Here is an 18638-nt window from a genome sequence, read left to right as displayed (position 1 = left end):
TACTTATTTCTTCAAATCCCAGAATTCTTTTACAATTAGTTTAATATTTTTAAACGTACTTGGGAAAACTTCATTCTCAATTTCTGACGTGGTCTTCCAGGCAACTTCAGTAATACCTTCTTCTATTTGTGGCGTGGAAGTATCTTCTCCGTCAAAGTTCATTTCAAACCAATGGGTACATTTTAAAATTTTCTCTCCATTTCTTTCTACATAGATGTGGTAAGTGGTATTGATGAATTTTACAAGCTCCACATCACTAAGGCCGGTTTCTTCCTCTATTTCCCGTACAGCAGACTCTTCCCTGGATTCTCCTTTTTCCATCTTACCTTTAGGAAGATCCCATTTGCCAAGTCTTTTAATGAAAAGAATCTTACCTTCAGGATTATTCACGAGGCCTCCTGCAGCTTCTATAATTCTGAAAAGCTTTTGGAACTCCTGCCAGATTTCATCCAAATTCTCTCCATATACATTAAGTTCCTGTACAGAAGTGTTCTCTAAAAGATCCAAAGCAATCTCTAAAGTTGTGTAATTTTCATACGCAAGCTTTTTTTCAAGTTCTTCAGGATGCTTAGATATCAATAATTTTTTTTCGTTGACAAAAACTTTATACATTTGTAATAGTTAAGAATTTAAATACAAAAATAAAAAATGAATTTAGAAGGACGAAAGATTATTGTCAATAAATCATCTAAAGAACTTACCGAGTTGCTGAAATCACCTGAAAATTATAAAGATTTTATGCCGGATGGTCTTCAGAAATTTGAAACGAGAGATAACGGATTTAAATTTGGATTACAGGGAATGCCGGAAATTGCGTTAAAAATAGACGAAGTAGATGATCAGAAAGCTGTTTTAAAATCTGCAAGTTCAAGCTTGGATTTCACATTAACAGCAACTTTAAACCCAATCAGTGATAACCAAACTGAAGTTCAGATGCTATTCGAAGGGAAATTCAATCCATTCATTAAAATGATGGTAGAAAAACCACTACAGAACTTTATCAATACGCTTACTGATAAAATCGAAGCCTATAAATAATAAAAACCTCCAACGTTGGAGGTTTTTTATCATTTTGTCTTGTCCTGAAAAAGGTTGACTATTCATAAAAAAAATAGTCATTATTATGGATTTTAAGAAATTATTATATTAAAATATCTTGTTTGAATAAATCAATTAATTTATTTAAATATTTATAAGAAGTTAAATCTTCCCATTTTCCGTCTTTTATAAACTTTTCAGCAATACTGATAAAATCAGCTCTATCTTTCCATTTATGCAGATTACGTTTATTCAATATAATAAAGTTAAATTTATATAGGTCTTCATCATCATTAGATGTTAATACTCCCATAAATATGTAATCATGAACATCTTCTATAATTTCTTCATCTACAATACATTTTCTATTTTCAGGTTTAACGCTATAAAGATATTGTTTAGCTAATTCAACGGCTTTTTTTCCAAAAGAATGTTTATTTAAACAATTAATGTGAAATACAGAATCATTGAATTGATATAAAGGATCTTTAATATTTTGAATGAAAGGTGGAAATGAAAAGATACTCTCCAAATCAGTAATTTTTTCATTACACAGTCCACATGTCGTTTGATTTATAAATGCTATAGCCATATTTAAATATCTTAAGGTCTAATTAAAGTTGTTTCACCTCCATGAAAAACATATCCCATCCAGGAAAGAGGATTGCTATTAGTACTGCCAAAACTACTGTTATTATAGCTATTATAAGGGTTGTCATATATACTGTTGCAGGCACAGTTGTCATAAGCTCTATTACCACTTCCATAGCCGATCTGTATTCAATCTTTTGAATTAGAGTATTGGTTTTCAATACTCTAATTTATAGTCAACACATTCGGAATGTTACCAATGCATTTATTTTGTCAAAAAATTATCAAAAGAATTTCCAAATTCTGATTCTATTCCCTTAGCTAATGCTATTCCGCTATTACAAGTCAATTCAAAATTAGCTTTATTATCCTTTATGATATATTCATTTTCAGAATGTTCAGTATCAAAAGAAATACTAACAGATAATTGAGGATTTTTCCAAGAAAACTTTCCTTTTATATATTGACAATTTCCCATTACTAAATAAATGATTTCATCATCTTTTTGTGAAGTTATTTTTAAGGCTATCTTGTTATGGGTCATATCAAATAACCATATTTTAACCATATCGCCCTCATATTTACTTAATACAATATTGATCTTATCTAAATTTGTTAGTACTTCCATATTATTTTGATATAAATTGTGTTCCATCCCAAACAACTTGATTACCATTTTTATAAATGTAGTCTTTTGAAGCAGCCCAGGATTACTTAATATGTGGTCAAATTCAAAATTTGTCATTTTAGGTTGCTCCGGTACCCCTGTGTAAAGCTAAATCAGCATCAATTCCTAAACCTATTATTTTTCCCTCCGCTTGCACTTCCTTTGCTGCCAGTCCTGGTTTCCTTAATGCTACTGCGCCAATAATCCCGGCAGCTATCGCAAGATACCTGTTTTCAGGTTTCCAAGTACTTATTATCTGTCCTCCAATGTCAAAGACTCCTGCTGGGTCATCAGCACTTCCAATATATTGGATAGGTCCATCGGCTCTTACACCAGACATTCTCCATGCCATATCATTTATTCTCTCCAGCCGTAGCTGTATAATCCCGTTTCCTGAAGTTCTTTCCCGTTGTATTTATTATCCTTATGGCTTTCCCCGTCCAAAGAATGCATTCCCGGTTTTAAAATGATTCATCCCAAAAGGATAGTAATCATTGGCATCTGTGATCTCAAGAACGCCTGCGCTGTTTCTACCGTAAGAAATCCTTACATTTCCAAGCTGGTCTTTTTACCAACACATCTGAAACACCTGATATGATCTTTAATATTTTAAATAGCCTATTTTCTCTTTTCTCCTGTTCTGGCTATCCGCAATATCATTTAAATTGAGATTTTCATTCTTATTTTTAAAATTAGAGTATTGAAAACCAGTACTCTAATTTAATATCAATACATTTGGAATATTCCGTTAATTTTTTAATTCGTAATTAGGATAACTTCATCATGTTCCAAATTTAAATTAGAGTTAAGAATTCTGTCTTGATTTACCCATTGGTTTTTACCTATTAAAAGTCCTCCAGCAATTATATAATATTTCTTTTCCTTCGATTCCAGTTCGAAAATCTTCATATTATATTTCAATAAGTTTTTATCGATTTCCATTGGAACTTCTTTTTCTGTAATTTCTTTAATTATAATATTATTAAGAATCGTTGGAATATTAATATAATTTACTGCCCAGAACTCGAAATCAATATTATAAGATTGATCTTCAGTATAATTATCCTGATCAGGAAATTTCATCTCACTACGTAATAATAATGATGAATGGCTTACAATATAAGCCCACATTTTAAACTTTCTATTTGAATTATATACCATAACTTTAGATTATTATAGTTAATATAAGAGTGAATAACTATCTAATATTTTATATGTACCATCTGCCGCTTTATTATAAAATATTGTTTTCTGTAATTAATAATGAAGCATCATTCATAATAGTATGCATTTCCCAGTTGGTATAATTTCTGAATGTAAGAGGTGCATTAGGGTCGAATTTAGAAAATTTAATCTTCCCAAATCCTGTTGTATTAAAATGTATTTTATCGTAACTTTTCATAGCATCTAATATTTTACTTTTATTAAATCCTGTGGAAAAATCTCTATAAGTATGAAATGAGTTTTTTTCTGCAAAATTGAATAAATCATCACCTAATCCTAATGCAAGATTTTTTTCTGCCTTTATTTCGGCGGTTGCCAGTCCTGGCTTCCTTAATACTACTGCCCCAATAATCCCGGCACCCATCGCAAGATACCAGTTTTCAGGTTTCCAGTTGCTCATTATTTCTCCACCAATGTCAAAGATGCCGAAGAAGTCACCAGCCCCTCCTATAAACAACTTTACAGGTCCATCAGAACAGTGCCCACAATATGGAGGTAATGATATCTGCGGCGGCGGAAGATTCACCTGATAGCCTCCGCTTGCATAGCACATGGTACAGTTTGACGGAAATACAGAGTTATTATTATTGACATTATAATAATTTTCTATCTGCCACCATGTATGATAATTACTGCTGCCACCCGGTGGGGTAAGGATAATTTTTCCGATATCAATAGGATTACTGGATGAAGAACCCGGCGGATCTTCTCCGTATAATCCCGTTGGATCTATAAAATTAACAGGGTTATTAAAAGCATAGCCATAAAATCTTCCGGATTAAACACCAACACATCTGAAACACCTGATATGATCTTCAATATTTTAGACAGCCTATTTTCTCTTTTCTTCTGTGCCAGCTATCCGAAATATCATTTGAAATTGAGATTTATTTCCTGTTTTTAAAATTAGAGTATCGGTTTTCAATACTCTAATTTATTGCCAACACGTTTGGAACAATACCTAATGCTCTGATTCATTGTTACCTTAACCTTTTTATATAAAACTTCATATATTTTTTATAAAGAAGGCTTTTTGTTGCATCGATTATAAAAAGCATTTATTATAAATCTTCAATATCAGCTTGGTCTATATTATAATTCTTCAATAACGAATAAGCTTTTTCTGATATTGCTAACCCATTTTTTTCCGTAATAAAAAAATCATCTCTATTTGATTCCCCATTTATTTTAGCCCAAAAGAAGTTGGGAAGTTCTTTATTTGGATACAGCTCTAAAAAAGTTTCTGATTTAGATATTATAACCGCATCAAAACTAATACCTGTGAGTTTCTCATGTTCTAGACCTTTTCTAAGTTTCTCTGTTACTATGTAGCATGGAAAAGATTCTAAAATATCATCTCCTAACCAACCCTCAAATTCATAATGAAGATTTTTAATAAGAGGAGGAAAAAAAGAATTATCCAATTGTGTTTGTTCGCCTAAGCCTCCGGCTACTTCTGGTTCAATAAGTCTATACATTAATATTAATTATTTTAACGGTGGTGTAAATTGCGTTCCAAATTTTCACCTATTATTGTTGCCTGATCAAATAATTGCTGCTTGGTTGGACTAGGATTCTCTTTATAAAATTTATTCCATATTTTTCTTATTTGGCTTAAGTGGACATCACGCTCTCCGAAGTCTCCCGACTTTGGAGCATCTTGTATAGAGATTACTTTTATTACTAACTCAAAGTCAGGAGACTTTGCACAACTGAGGCATTGAAGATCTAATTTATTACCAACACGTTAGGAACATTACAACATTACCCAAAGTCCGGAGGCTTGGCATAGTTAGTACCTAATATTACCATTATAATCCAGAAGAATCGGGAAGTTTTTTTATAAACTCCTTTATTTTAATATCCTTTAGCCCTTCATGTTGCATGTAATGTTCAATTTTTAATGCTTTATTATAATCTTTATAAGATATTTTATACCTTAATATGTCAAAAGAAAATTTTGATAATTCTAATCTTAATTTTTCCATTTCTAGTGGATGCACCTCAGTATCTTTTTCAAGCATTTCTGCAAAATTCACTAATTTTTGGCATATATAATAAATTTCATCCTTAAGAAAAACAGGAGAAAATCCAAGTAAAAAATATATTCGAGAAAGGATAATTTTTCTAAAACTATACTCTTTTATCCCGTAAAAATATTCTAACTTATTAATATCTATATCAGCATTTAATATTAAAAAATTCACTACATCTCCAGGATTTACCTGATTTAAGTAAAAATTTTTCAATTCTCTGATGCTTGTCCATCCCGCTCTGTGTAATGATAAATCAGCTTGATTTAAATAAGCAAATAAAAATACACACAAGTTATATTCTAATTTTATTTTTTTCATATTCTCATTAAAAAGGCCACCAACGCTTAACATATTTTGGGTTCAAAGTTCTTATATCCAATTGCATACGTCCTTCTACTATAATTCTTCCAGAATTTCCCACGCCACCAATATAAGGAGTAGGCGTAATACCCGATTTAGGGACTGTAAACTCTACATATCCACCACCACGATTACCTCCTGCTGCTTGTCCCAGGTTTACCTTCGATGGCTTTACAAAAGGAGCTACTTCAACATCAACACCAAGTGGTTTAGGCGATGAAACATTGATAGATCCACTTTTCTTTATTGCATTAACCGCTGAATTAGATGTATGATGTCTTACTGTTATAAAGTCCTCTGCCAAACCTGACGCAAGTTTTTTTTCTGCCTGCATTTCAGCAGTTGCCAGTCCTGGCTTCCTTAATGCTACTGCACCAATAATCCCGGCACCCATCGCAAGATACCTGTTTTCAGGTGTCCAGTTGCTCATTATTTCTCCACCAATGTCAAAGATGCCGAAGAAGTCACCAGCCCCTCCTATAAACTTTACAGGTCCATCAGAGCAGTGCCCACAATATGGAGGTAATGACTGTATCTGCGGTGGCGGAAGGTTAACCTGATAGCCTCCGCTTGCATAGCACATGGTACAATTCGACGGAAATACAGAGTTATTATTATTGACATTATAATAATTTTCTATCTGCCACCATGTATAATAATTACTGCTGCCACCCGGTGGAGTAAGGATAATTTCTCCAATATCAATAGGATTACTAGATGAAGAACCCGGAGGATCTTCTCCGTACATTCCCGTTGGATCTACAAAATTAACAGGGTTATTAAAAGCATAGCCATAAGGATCTAATGAAAGAGCGCTCAAAGGGTCATGCTGCATAAATCTTCCCAGATCCGGCATATAGAAACGGGCATTCATATCATACATGCCTGTTTCCTGCAGCTCATTTCCAAGATAACCGTACTTATAACCAGAAGATTCCTCTATCTCATTATACCCCTGATGCTTTAATCCAAAAGGATAATAATTATTTTCTTCAACAATCCCTATTCCGCTGGTTGTATTAAGGTAACTTAGCCTTACATTGCCCAGATGATCTTTATAGTTGTAAATATACCTGTTTACCAGAAAATCATAGTATCCTTCCGAAGTGGGTACAAACTGTAATACTCCGTTTTTGTACTGAAACCCATCAAGATAATCTGTTACTGTTGTTTTATTTATTTCAGTTTCATCATGAATCAATCTTAATTTAGTCCCATCAGCTGAATAAAGATACTCAAAATTTTCAACTTGTTTCTCTATTAGACTGGGTAAATTTAAATGATTATATTCAATCTTATTAATCAAATGGGCTGCATCTGCTCTCAGATTTCCATTAACATCGTAGACCATCTCGTCTCCTCCGTCAAGCCCTAAAGAATTACCACTGGAATCCCAAACATCTACAAGCTTGTTCCCGTCATATGTGTATTTGATATCATCAATTTTTACGGCAGAATTACCATCAGAACTTCCAAACCTTAATAAGGTCTGAATATTTCCATTAACATCATAAGTTACTTTTTCGTTATAAGCATTTGTTGCTATGACAGTTGATTTAGGTTTTTGATAAACTGCTGATTCTAACCTATTAAATTGATCATATCCATAGCTATATCTTCTCAGCACTCCATCACTTTGGGTAGCCCAGTCAACCTCGGCAATATTCCCGCTATAGGATGCTGCAGTACTTTGTGGATTAGTATATTTGAGTTGTAATCCAAAAAGCTTATTGTTTAGGTTGTTAGGGTCATTAATATGAGTTAAGGCTCCACGTGTGTTATATCGGTAAGCAACAGACTGTATACCATTACCCACGTTTTTATTCTGAAGTTGTCCCAGCTCATTGTAAACATATTCAGCCAGGGTTTCTTCGGCCCCGTCATTGATCCGGTGAGTATGTTTTAATAATCTTTCCTGATGATCATACGTAAAGATTTCATTGATCTTTACTTCCGGGCTGTTGCTGTCTTTTTTATGACGGGTTGTCGTATTCAATGGAACGCCGGAAAAGGCAAGTGTGGATTCTATATTGGTATATCCCCCTAAATGGTTAATCGTTTGCCCTCCTGTTACTCTTTCTTTATCATCGTAGTAAGTATAGTTTTTGGTCCAGTTATTATCTTCTATATTTTTAATGAAGGAAGCAAGAAGTTTGGATTGTGTAACCACTCCTGAACTGTTTGACGGGCTTCCGGGAGGATACGTGTCATAATAATTAACACTTAAAACCGTAATATTGTTTTGCGGATAGGTATTGCCGGAAGTGTAATAAATTGTGGAGCCTGCTAAATCCGTAAAGCCTGTATTACTCCTTTCTTCACCGGGATTAGTATTAATTGCAGCCTGCTGGGTAAATCTTCCTTTCGGGCTGCTTTGGAGTCCTGTGTAAGCCACCCGGTTGAAGGCATCATATTTTGTAAAAAGCCATTTGCCCTGAGAACGGAGATTGCCATCCTGTGACATCACTAATCTGCCCAGCTGATCATACACCATGTATTCCAAGGCTTTTCCAGGAAGTTTTTTTTCTACCAGCCGGTTCCAGCCATCATAGGAGTACGCATAGAGCAGCCTGTCCAGAATATCAGGAGTAATAACACCATTATTAGCTAAAATCTTCTGGGATGCTAAGGGAGGGATAACAAAAGCCAGCTGATTGTATTCGTTATAAATATAATAGGTATTCAGGGACTCTGAACCTTCCTTTTTACGGGTCAATATTGTTTGCCCGCGTTCATTTTTGAACTCTGTAACCGAGTGCCCATCTTCATCCGTAACTATGGTTTTGTATAAGGTTCCTTCGGGATAACTTATGGGGTTTGGGTTTAAAGCAGAGGAAGTTGCCCCGTATTTCCAACTTGTTGTTGTAGTAAATTTGTAGACTTCTGAATTACTGTTAGTCTGATAATCATAGCTGACCTTCTTACCCAGCCAGTCACTTCCCGGGCCCGCAGAAGATTGTAAACGGTCTAAAGGAGAGTTTTCCAGGGAGTTTTTTCCATATATCAATGCATCCGCACTACCTGAAGTGGTTTTATAATATCCTGAAGTAGAAGGTGGGGTCTGGATATCACCATTTAAACTGATCATGGGTATGGGAAGCCAGTTTTCCACTTGTCTTCCAAAACTATCATAAGGAATATGGGTAACCATATCATTACCTGTTGGAGAGGTATGAATGGCTACATGCTGTCTTGGTTTTCCTAATCCATCGAAAAAAAGGATACCCTGAATCTGCTTAGCTTGAGCATCACTAAAAGTCTTTGGCTCCAGATAAGTGCGGGTGTAAACATAATTCTCATTTACGCTAGAGAGATCAGAATTCTGGCCATTAAAGAGATTAGAAGTCGAATTAAGAACCGCCTGGCTGTAATGCATAATACTTACCAATAACAGTATAGCTGCGTGTAATTTTTTCATTGTTGTTAGTCTTTATAGTTTTTATATCGGTATTGGTAATCCTTGATAATATTTCCGTCTTTATCCTTTACAGAGTGTAACCTTCCCGTATTGTCATAAATATAATATTCCGTAACTCCTGATGGGGGAGTCATACTTCTGATCCCAACTAAAGGATCATAGGTATAAGTAGTGATCTGAAAATTGGATAGGCCAGGTTTTTTTCTAAAAGTATTCATTGCTGAAAGTAATGCTTCCTCGGAAGCCTGAGTTCCTGCATTGTTGTCTACGTCTGACGCATCAATGAAGTCTTGCGCTAGATTCCAGACTTGATCATATGCTGCCCCTTGCACTTTAGCAATGATGAGCGATTTATTATATCCGTAAATCATGGCAGTTTTTACGCCTGCTGCGTTTGAAAGCTGGATAAGGTTTCCTTTGTAATCATACGAATCCATCTTTTGAATTTCCTTCGTATTCTCATCTTCAATATTGGTAGCAAGAACAGAGGTAGGCAATAAAGAGCCGTTATTAAATAACACTTTTGATCTGGCAAGAAGCTTCCCGTCTTCTTTTTCTTCAACGGACACCGGTACACCAATCATATGGGCGCTTTCCAGATGAGAATATCCGGGTAAATTAGTAGGATAAGTAATGGATTTTTCTTTTACTTTCCCGTTAACAACTGATTTTATGTAACCGGGTTTAAGATTTATAGCGTTGATGCTAACCTCTGTTTCCTTAGTTATACTTTGATTATTAGCATAAAATTCCTTCTCTGTTTGAAGTGTTTTTAAAATATAAGAGCGTTTACTGGAAATGTGCTCTGAAATAAATACTGAATATTCCGGGTGAATCTTAAAATCATACTGACTTTCCCAATATTGATCAAAGAAATAATTAGTTTCTTTTTGAGAAAGCAATCGGTTCTGATCATCATACACTTCTTCCTTCGATGGTAAACCCCACCTTGTGATATCATAATAAGGCCAGAAATAATAATAATTAACATATATTTGGTTGGTCAAATATTTTGGATAATCATTAGGAGTAATAAATGTTTTTTGGGTATACCCTTTACCGGTTTCCCATACTTTCACATTTTTATAGAGGATATAAGAAACCTGTTTTTGCTCATTATACTCATCTATTTCTCCATAATATTTATATCCTGATGATGTTGTTGTTCCAAAAAGATTATAATCATAGTTGATGGTTCTTTCCGGAGCAATATCAATGCTATTTTTATAATAGTTGATGACTTTAACTCTCTTTGCTATATTTCCAGCTGCGGAAGCAGAATTGGTATAAACGTGATCTTCATACTTATATTCCGCAATCCCTCCTGCGGGTGTCGTTATTTTTTCCAGTATTCCTTCCTGATTTCCTGACTGCGCACTATTTTCATAGCCAAAAACAGTCTGCTCTATTTTGAGATTATTTTTATCGTTTTTTCTTATGAAATTTAAAATGCGTTTTCTTCCCCATACATCAGACGAGGGAAAAGCAGATATATAACTGTTCATTACATAAGAATACTGCACTTCACCTGAAGGATTTTTGAGTGTAATTTCTTTTAGCCAGTAAGGATCATTAACGGTGTTTTCTAAACTCTCATCATAAATAAATGTAAAGTTAACTTCTCCTTTGACCGTTTTTATTGACTTTAGTTTACAGTATTGCTGAGCCATCTGGCTCGGAACGTTTTTATTTTGCAACTGATAATCAAAAGTTGCCACTTCAACTCCTGTGGGTGTAAAAATTTTTGCCAGATAATAAGTAGATGCCACTCCACTGGGTTTTGGATAATTATTGCATTTAAATTGGTAATTATCAATATTATTAAAACTGTATCTATAACCATTATTAGTTATTATGGCGAATTCTAACCCAGTTGCCATAATAGAATTATTAATTTCTATTGTGATATTATTATTGGGATTTAAATTGACAACCTTATAACCATTGGTATCCTTTTTAACAGTAAACTTCCCAGATAAATCAAGTACATTGTAATAATAAGTGCTTTCGTACGGATCATACTGATTATTAATTCTATCACACTCGACTTCAACACTTTGTATATCTCTATAAATAATACTTGTTCCAAACAATGACCATCCCTGGCCAATATCACTGACTCCCCGGATGTTATTATAATTTCTGACATTATACCGTAAACTGATAGGATAATTGATGTTATTATCAGCCATAGGTATACTGAGTAGGGGAATATTTATATTAGGAATTCCTGAAGCCTCATTTACAGGCATATCAATATAATTGGATATTGATGCAATAGACTTTTCTAATGCCGCTCCATTCTGTGCATATCCCAGCTGTATTCCTAATATCAGAAAGACTAACGGGACAAAAAAATCTGGATATATTTTCTTCATCATATTTATTTTTTAATGAGTTTTGCAGATGCTGTTTTATCTGTATCTGTTTTTACAGTCACCAGATAAGCGCCCTGAACCAAAGCCTGGGTATTAATTTTTGTTACTCTGTTCTTAGTTTTTATACTTTGAATCTGTCTTCCGCTTATATCATATAAAAGTATATCTGCTTCTTTGAAATCATTGAATCCTATTTCCACATAAGCATAATCTGAAACAGGGTTCGGATAAATTTTAATGTCGTATTTTTCTATTAACTGATCAACCTGTTTGTCTCCCAGTTTGATAATCTTCCAGTTCTCTTTACCTAATTCTTCTGCACTGGTTCCTGCCAATACAATAGAGCCATCTCTGTTCAGCTTTAAGTCTGAAAGTCTTTCTTCTTTCTTTCTGGATTCTCCTTTTACATGTTTTCTCCACTGCTCGGTACCATTCTGATCCAAATACAGCATCCAGAAGGTTTCATCATCCGTTTGTATTCTTCCTTCTGCCTGAGTATAGCCGCCTAATAAGATTCCTTTGGAAGATTTATCATCTGCTGAATGAATCACACTCATTCCCATCAAAATATCCCTGTTCCCCAAATTGTAAGATTTCTGCCACTGCTCATCGCCTCTTTCGTTTAGGGCAATCAGCCAAAGGTCTGTTCCTTCTTCAATTCCTACGGTTTTGTTTCCTGATCTTTCTGATCTGGATTCTCCACCGATGATAAAGCCATTTGAAGCCAATGCCAGCGTTCTGATATGATCATCACCTTTCCCTCCGAAGTTCTTTTCCCATTCTACTTTTCCATTCTTGTCCAACTTGACAATCCAGTAATCTCCTTCACCAAAATTTTCAGTTTGTTTCGAGTTTCGGGATACGGGATTTGAGTTTTGAACATTTGATGCAGAACCTGCACCTCGCATCCCGGAATCCTTTTCAGAACCCGAAACCCGAACCTCGGAACTCCTCGAATAAATCCCCAGTAACGCTCCTCCGTCTTTCGTTGGAATCATCTTTTCTACTTCATCTAATCCTTTTCCGCCTAAAATCAATTGTGAAAATTCTTTTCCGTCTTTGTCGAGTTTTGTGATCAGAACATCTTTTGAACCGTAACCTTTTGATGAGTTTTGAACATTACCGGCCACAAAAAATCCTAAATCGGTAGTTTGAATTACCGCTCTGGCTTCTTCATCGGCAGGCGAGCCAATAGTTTTTTGCCAGATTTGGTCTCCAAATTCATTGATTCTGATCAGCCAGATATCTGATCCTCCTTTGGAATCCTCTTTTTTATCCAATCCTTTTCCTGAATAAGAAGTTCGGGCCAGAAGAAATCCTCCATCCTGTGTGGTAACAGTGGCTGACAGGTAATCATGGTTTTGTCCTGAGAAATATTTCTCCCAAACTTCCTGCCCCTGCTGGTTGAGTTTTACCAGGTGGAAATCATAGCCGTTGTTTTGCTTACTTCCAGACTTCCGCTCCTCGCTTCCTGACTGTATAGAACTTCCTGTGATCAGATATTGTTGATCAATAGTTGTTGTAATCTGGCTTAGAAAGTTCTGCGTACCGGACCTGAAATCCTTTTGCCAGAGAATATCCTGGGCAGATATTTCCAGTATTGTACATAAGGTTAATGCACTGAGATAAATTTTTTTCATTAGCTCGCGTTGTATTTGATGGTTAAAATTATTATCTATAACCTACTTTTATATTGCGTAAAAGCCAATATTCTATTAATTTTTCTTAATGCATGTTGCTTTTGATAACATAAATTGTTTACTCTTCTGACTACGATGATAACTGTATTAGTTTTAATTGAAACCAATAATTCCTTTTGTATAAGTTAAATGTATTGAAGAATATAAAATCTTAGAGTTAAGGGAAGAATACATGTTGAATTATGTAATCGAACAACAATATTCTGTGAAAAGAAAAGACTTTCACAAACGAAACTTGCTATGATGATAGGGAAGATAGACAGTATCTCTATAAAGTGGAAAAAGGAAAGGTTACTTCCAGTATTGTCACTATTTCTGTAACTTATGCAATAAATGATATTTCCCTGACTGAGCTGATCGGTGAAATAAAAGTATGAAAATATCTAAGCAATAACTCCCGAACAATGATCTGCTGTACTTCCTGTGGCAGAAGACAACACATTGATCTCATTATTCATTTTTAGAACGCCCATAAAGGCAAAAATCAAAGCTTCCTTATAATTGATGATCTCTTTTTCAGGGATGATCACCTCGGCTTTTGTTTTTGCTCTTATCTTTTCAATTAAAAACGTGTTGTAGGCACCTCCGCCTGTAACCAGAATATCTTTTATATTATTTTTATTGATCACAAGGGAAATCTGCTGCGCGGCATGTTCTGTAAAAGTTGCCAGCGCATCCAGGGTTTCTATATTTTCAAGAGCTGGAAATATATGCTGGTTGCACCATTCAATTCCCAAAGATTTTGGAGGTGGAATATGGTAGAAATCCAATGCGTTAAGCTGATTCAGTAAGGTTTCATTGATTTTTCCTTTTTCAGCCAATGCTCCGTTTTCATCAAAGTTTTTATGAAGCTTTTGAGCCAAATAATTCAAAACAATATTAACCGGGGCAATATCAAAAGCGATTCTTTTTTCGCCTGATTGTAATGAAATATTGGAAAAACCGCCAAGGTTTAAACAAGCGCTGTACTCTGAAAAAAGCAATGCATCACCTATGGGAACCAGAGGTGCACCATTTCCATTCATTAGGACATCCTGACTTCTGAAATCATAAATGACGGGTAATCCGGTTTCCAGTTTGATTGCTCTGCCATCACCAATCTGAAGGGTGAATTTTCTCTTTGGCTGATGAAAAACGGTATGCCCATGAGAAGCAATCAGGTCGATATTTTCAAGTTGGTGTTTATGAATAAATTCTTTAACCCGCTGTCCCAGATAAAAACCATACTCTGAATGCAGTTCCAGTAAATCTTCAGCAGAAAGGTGAACTGAGTTTCTAAGTTGAGATTCCCAACCCTCAGAATAGGAGAGTGTCTCGGCCTTCAGGATTTGAAAGGTCCATCTGTCCTGTTTTTCAAATTTGGCAAGGCAGATATCCAAACCGTCCAGACTTGTCCCGGACATCAGTCCAATAGCCAGAGCTTTCATAGTTTTTTGGAATTATTTTTTATTCTCAGAAATTCTTTTTGAACTGAAATCTCCTGAGTTGTTATAGAATGTATATTCGGAAAAATCATCTTTGGCAGTCATTCCATTGGCACCTACCAGCGTAGAGCCGTCTTCCATGGTAACGTATACCGTATCTTTGGTATAAATTCTGTTTTTTCGCTGATCCCAATAAATACTCTGCATGGCAAATCTCTGGCCTTCATTGGTTTTTATTCTTACATCACCTTTGGCTTCGTAGAACTTTTTGTATTCAAAAATACGGGCGTATTTAGCTGTAATTCTTCCTGGAACCTTAGGTTTCTTTTTATCAAAAAACTCAATGTCGATTCCTTTTCTGGCTACCACATACGGGCTGTCGATCAGCTCATATTTTTCAATGATCGGTGCTTTGGCCTTTAAAGTAACAAAACCGGAATCACGCTGTATAATATTGGCGTTGTTGATGATTTGTGAAGGGAAATTTTTGCTTTGGCTACCATTTCTTTTGGTAAGATCCTCTTCACAGGATGTCAATATAAAAAATATAGCACAACTAAAAAGGCATGCTATATTTTTATATGATATTTTTTTTGAAAAGTTCATTTTAGTTATAAAGAGTCTTTCTGAACCATTTGTCAGCAAAATTAAAGCCGATTCTCAGGTTAACAAAATTCTGGTTGATCAGATTGTTTTGAAGAGTACCTCTCTTACCTACTTCTAACCCTATTTCAAGACCACTCATTCTTGTGATACTACTGTTTTTGAATGGAAGCATAACCCCTGCAGAAATACCGAACTTGTTGATACTGTTTCCTTCCAGATTAAGGTTTCCTCTCTCGTAGAAAGCACCATATCTATAGATTACTCTTGAGAAGTAGTTTCTAAAGTTATTGTAGTTAGGAAGATACCATCCCCCTGCAGAAATTCTGTAAGTATCCTGGAAATTAAAATCTTTACCAAAATAAGAGATATCTTCTCCTTTTTTATAATCTACCTGTCCTGATACAAACCAGTGGTTTTCACTTCCATATCCAACCCCTAATGAAGCCTGTAGTGGAAGAAGGTTTTTAGATTTTGTTTCTTTTTGCTCTATGATTGTTTCTGATCCGGTAACTTTAGTAGTCTCCTGAGCATCAGAATATCTGTATGTACTATTGGTGTACTGAGTAGTCATATTACTTGTATTACCAAAAGTAGCAGTAGCTCCTACGGTAAACTTCTTATCAGTACGCGTATTTAAAGTCTGGTAGCTTGTACCTAATGTGAAATTAAAGTTTCTGATTCTGTTTTTAGTCTCATAACCATTAACATATTCACCTACATAGGTACCAAGATTACTGTTGTAAGCACGGAACTCATTAAGGTCATTAAGATCTCCAAAGTAAAGGTTAGCTTTTGCCCCTACAGACAATTCCTGACTGATCTTATAAGAAAGAGCAATCTGAGCAGTGTTCAAAGTTCCGCTTCCTTTAAAATTATTTCTATAAAGAGGAGTTTTATCCTCACCAAGCTGTTCCGTTACGATATCGTAGCTTTTAGAACTGTATGGCTGATAAGAGATTCCCATTTTTACTTTAGAAGATAATGGAAATGCAAGCGAAATATTGGAAAGATACGTAGAATGCTTTGTAGATTTCATATCGTTATAGTTCGATTTGAAATAATTGTTTTCGTTGGTAGCTTCCAGTCTGATACTCGTAAGTTCAAAATTGGCGTTGTTTGCCGGGTTGGCAAAATTGAAACTACTGGTAAAATCACTTATAAAAGCAGTAGATATACCTCCCATAGAAGTAGTTTCGATCGTATTATCATATTTCACATCTCCAATTCCATACGTTGCATAAGGAGAGTTGCTTAGACTCTGTGCATTAAGAAAATATCCAACTGATATGAATGATACTACAAAGATTTTTTTCATTCTTTATTTTTAAAACAATGCGCAAATATCTTAAATATTAATGAATTGTAAAAATTATATGTGGTTAAAGTTTGTTAAGGGCTTTTCTTTCAAAGAAAAATGCAAATTTTCAGCCTTAAAAATAGCAATTCTGTTGTACATAAAAAAAGACTGTTCTTGAGCAGACAGTCTTTATTATATTCGTTATTACCTGATTATTTATTTTACCTGAAGGACAGATCGGCTGTGGCTGAAGCATTCAAAACTGAACTTTCCATGGTATTTTCCCATTCCTGAAGTTCCTACTCCGCCAAAAGGTAAATAATGAGAACCCACGTGGATAATGGCACTGTTGATTTCAGCATCTCCGCTTGTGGTATGATGTAAAACATAATCAGCCAGTTCCTGATTTTCTGTGAAGATATACAATGCTAAAGGTTTAGGACGGGTATTGATTTCTTCCAAAGCCTCTTCCATATCGCTATACGTCATAATAGGAAGAATAGGCCCGAAGATCTCCTGCTGCATCACCTGATCATCCCAGGTAATATTATCCATTAGTGTAGCCCCAAAATGGCGCGTTTCAAGGTCATATTTTCCACCGTAAATCACTTTTTCCGGAGCTGCTTCCAGATAACCCGCCAGGTTTTTAATCTGGTTCTGACTAACTATTTTTCCTATTTTCCCAAGTGACTCTCCTTCATAAGTTGTATCCAGATTAGCTTTGAATTTTTCAATGAAGGCATCCTTTACAGACTCATGGATATAGATATAATCCGGAGCAACGCAGGTTTGTCCGCAGTTAATCCATTTTCCATAAGATATTCTTGCAACGGCTTTATCCAGATCTGCATCTTTATGAACAATCGTTGGAGATTTTCCACCCAGTTCAAGGGTCACCGGAATTAACTGCTCTGCAGCTGCTTTCATAACAATCTTCCCGACATTCGGGCTTCCTGTAAAGAAAATATAATCAAAAGGTAAACTTAATAACAATGTATTTTCTTCAATAGCACCCTGAATAACCGCTACATAAGATTCATCAAAAGATTTTCTGACAATATCTTCAAGAACCTGAGCTACATGAGGCGTATTTTCAGAAGGTTTTATAATGGCTGTATTTCCTGCAATCAAAGCCCCAATCAGCGGACTGAATGTTAATTGAACTGGATAGTTGAAAGGTCCGATAATATACGTAACTCCATAAGGCTGATAGGTCACTTTACTTACAATTTCAGCACCTGAAGGATGTGGTTTTGATGGTACAGGAGTTGGCTTTGCCCATTCATCAACATTTTCCAGCAAATAATCAAGTTCACTGATAACAATTTGAATCTCCACGTACTCTGCTTCTTTTCTGCTTTTCCCCAAATCTGTATCCAAAGCCTCACAAAGTGCATCAGTATGCTGTAAAAAAACTTCACGGAATTTTCTTAATTGTGCTTTTCTGAATTCAATATCTTTAGTCTGATTCGTTTTGTAAAAGGCTTTCTGCTGTTGAAATATCCCTTTAATTTTTTGTTCCAGGTTTGTATCCATTGGTTTAATATTTTAAATAGGTGTGAAATGGTAATGAATTTACGAATAATTTCACGTTGCAAATGTATTGTATAAAATTACATTGTGTAAAATTTAATTTATATTTTATTCTAATCCTATTATTGATATTACCTATAATAGGAGGCATTTTTTTGAACCACTAAGATGGTATGAAGGTGTTAAGAGTAGTAAGATAAGCTTCGCTATAAGCTTAAAATCAGAATGATTCATCTTAACTATACTTTATTTCTTCAACCCTTCTTCATGGTTTTATTATATCCTGTATTTTTATAGATTTAAGGAAACTCAAAATGTATGATCTATATTTTTATGGATTTTAAGCAGACTTAATTTTATGAAATG

17 protein-coding genes are annotated in these 18638 nt (G+C 34.9%); 1 reads left to right on the top strand and 16 read right to left on the bottom strand.

The genetic code is table 11. The features are described from left to right. Nucleotides 1-3: 3 nt before the first annotated feature. The gene (locus ODR02_RS11650; protein ID WP_209788482.1) at nt 4-612 is read right to left on the bottom strand and encodes an NUDIX hydrolase; all 609 of its coding nucleotides are present in this window, start codon (nt 610-612) and stop codon (nt 4-6) included. Nucleotides 613-648: 36 nt separating this feature from the next. Between ODR02_RS11650 and ODR02_RS11645 the strand changes: the two genes are divergently transcribed. After that, nucleotides 649-1038, top strand: coding sequence for a hypothetical protein (locus tag ODR02_RS11645; protein WP_047387661.1), 390 nt, complete (start codon nt 649-651; stop codon nt 1036-1038). A 103-nt stretch (nt 1039-1141) separates the two neighbouring features. Here the strand turns inward: ODR02_RS11645 and ODR02_RS11640 are convergent, their stop codons facing one another. From ODR02_RS11640 to mdlD, 15 genes are all read right to left on the bottom strand, one after another. Continuing rightward, a complete protein-coding gene (locus ODR02_RS11640) occupies nt 1142-1630 on the bottom strand; it encodes a hypothetical protein (RefSeq protein WP_309512554.1) in 489 nt (162 codons plus the stop codon). A gap of 22 nt (nt 1631-1652) precedes the next feature. Continuing rightward, the gene (locus tag ODR02_RS11635) at nt 1653-1850 is read right to left on the bottom strand and encodes a hypothetical protein (RefSeq protein ID WP_309512553.1); all 198 of its coding nucleotides are present in this window, start codon (nt 1848-1850) and stop codon (nt 1653-1655) included. A 44-nt stretch (nt 1851-1894) separates the two neighbouring features. Further along, nucleotides 1895-2257: a hypothetical protein gene (locus tag ODR02_RS11630; RefSeq protein ID WP_209788486.1), complete on the bottom strand. Its 363-nt coding sequence runs from the start codon at nt 2255-2257 to the stop codon at nt 1895-1897. A 118-nt stretch (nt 2258-2375) separates the two neighbouring features. Continuing rightward, nucleotides 2376-2648 (bottom strand): hypothetical protein, encoded by a 273-nt coding sequence (locus ODR02_RS11625; RefSeq protein WP_309512552.1) that lies wholly within the window; start codon nt 2646-2648, stop codon nt 2376-2378. 404 nt (nt 2649-3052) lie between these two features. After that, nucleotides 3053-3457: a hypothetical protein gene (locus tag ODR02_RS11620; RefSeq protein WP_309512551.1), complete on the bottom strand. Its 405-nt coding sequence runs from the start codon at nt 3455-3457 to the stop codon at nt 3053-3055. Between the two features lie 73 nt (nt 3458-3530). Then, nucleotides 3531-4073, bottom strand: a complete 543-nt coding sequence (locus ODR02_RS11615) for a hypothetical protein (RefSeq protein ID WP_309512550.1) — start codon at nt 4071-4073, stop codon at nt 3531-3533. Between the two features lie 508 nt (nt 4074-4581). Beyond that, the gene (locus ODR02_RS11610; RefSeq protein WP_209788499.1) at nt 4582-4998 is read right to left on the bottom strand and encodes a hypothetical protein; all 417 of its coding nucleotides are present in this window, start codon (nt 4996-4998) and stop codon (nt 4582-4584) included. Nucleotides 4999-5331: 333 nt separating this feature from the next. Beyond that, entirely contained in the window at nt 5332-5874 is a 543-nt protein-coding gene (locus ODR02_RS11605; RefSeq protein WP_209788502.1) for a hypothetical protein, read from the bottom strand. Nucleotides 5875-5881: 7 nt separating this feature from the next. Beyond that, a complete protein-coding gene (locus tag ODR02_RS11600; protein ID WP_309512549.1) occupies nt 5882-9334 on the bottom strand; it encodes an RHS repeat domain-containing protein in 3453 nt (1150 codons plus the stop codon). 5 nt (nt 9335-9339) lie between these two features. Next, complete coding sequence (locus ODR02_RS11595) at nt 9340-11715, bottom strand: hypothetical protein (protein ID WP_309512548.1); 2376 nt, start codon at nt 11713-11715, stop codon at nt 9340-9342. Nucleotides 11716-11717: 2 nt separating this feature from the next. Beyond that, the gene (locus ODR02_RS11590; protein ID WP_309512547.1) at nt 11718-13352 is read right to left on the bottom strand and encodes a T9SS type A sorting domain-containing protein; all 1635 of its coding nucleotides are present in this window, start codon (nt 13350-13352) and stop codon (nt 11718-11720) included. A 443-nt stretch (nt 13353-13795) separates the two neighbouring features. After that, the gene (locus ODR02_RS11585; RefSeq protein ID WP_309512546.1) at nt 13796-14839 is read right to left on the bottom strand and encodes an anhydro-N-acetylmuramic acid kinase; all 1044 of its coding nucleotides are present in this window, start codon (nt 14837-14839) and stop codon (nt 13796-13798) included. Nucleotides 14840-14851: 12 nt separating this feature from the next. After that, nucleotides 14852-15442 (bottom strand): LPS export ABC transporter periplasmic protein LptC, encoded by a 591-nt coding sequence (gene lptC / locus ODR02_RS11580; RefSeq protein WP_047421210.1) that lies wholly within the window; start codon nt 15440-15442, stop codon nt 14852-14854. A gap of 1 nt (nt 15443) precedes the next feature. After that, nucleotides 15444-16757 (bottom strand): hypothetical protein, encoded by a 1314-nt coding sequence (locus ODR02_RS11575; RefSeq protein WP_209788516.1) that lies wholly within the window; start codon nt 16755-16757, stop codon nt 15444-15446. Between the two features lie 198 nt (nt 16758-16955). Continuing rightward, nucleotides 16956-18275: an NAD(P)-dependent benzaldehyde dehydrogenase MdlD gene (gene mdlD / locus ODR02_RS11570; protein WP_309512545.1), complete on the bottom strand. Its 1320-nt coding sequence runs from the start codon at nt 18273-18275 to the stop codon at nt 16956-16958. Nucleotides 18276-18638: the final 363 nt, after the last annotated feature.

Source organism: Chryseobacterium sp. CFS2, assembly GCF_036543225.1.
In the GTDB taxonomy this organism is placed as follows: Bacteria; Bacteroidota; Bacteroidia; order Flavobacteriales; family Weeksellaceae; genus Chryseobacterium; species Chryseobacterium culicis_A.
The sequence above is the reverse complement of the archived record's forward strand: the minus strand, read 5'-3'. Positions and strand labels throughout refer to the sequence as shown.